Source organism: Pseudomonas sp. SWRI50 (genome assembly GCF_014269095.1).
Lineage (GTDB): Bacteria > Pseudomonadota > Gammaproteobacteria > Pseudomonadales > Pseudomonadaceae > Aquipseudomonas > Aquipseudomonas kermanshahensis.
The window spans coordinates 1-650 of sequence record NZ_JABWRW010000066.1; the positions used below are offsets into that span (position 1 = coordinate 1).

Below are 650 nucleotides of genomic sequence, written 5' to 3' on the forward strand. Positions count from 1 at the left end.
CACCGGCCTGCAGCAGGGCCAGGTACACCGCGCCGTTGGCGGAAGAGCCGGAGTGCGGCTGGACGTTGGCGTAGTCAGCACCGAACAGCTGCTTGGCGCGCTCGATGGCCAGTGCCTCGACCTTGTCCACGTGCTCGCAGCCACCGTAGTAGCGCTTGCCTGGGTAGCCTTCGGCGTATTTGTTAGTCAGGCCGCTGCCTTGGGCCTGCATGACGCGCTTGCTGGTGTAGTTCTCCGAGGCGATCAGCTCGATGTGATCTTCCTGGCGCTGTTCTTCGGCATTCATCGCCGCCAGCAGTGCGTCGTCGTAACCCTGGATCTGGTCTTGCTTGCTGAACATCTTGTTGTCTCCCGGCAGCGATCGTTTCTTGTCTGTAGAGCACTGTGGCCCTTTGTGGCGATGGTATGACTGGCCGGGGTGGGTCAGATGCCTGCGCACGCCTTGCAATGGCGCGTTTACGACATTCGCTTTTGTGTTGTGCATGCCGGCCTCTTCGCGGGGCAAGCCCGCTCCCACAATGGCCGCGTACGCAGGGCCATTGGACTGCCCCCAAGAAGTTGGACACCAATCCAACCCTTGGGGGATCTATGGGCAAGTACACCGAGCAGTTCAAGCTCAAGGCGATTGCAGCCTACCTTGATGGCAGCCA

Annotated in this window: 1 pseudogene; it reads right to left on the reverse strand. The window is 60.9% G+C overall.

What is annotated here, in order from left to right:
• Window positions 1-340, reverse strand: a pseudogene (gene glyA, locus HU750_RS26955) (serine hydroxymethyltransferase); the annotation flags it as partial.
• Window positions 341-650: the final 310 nt, after the last annotated feature.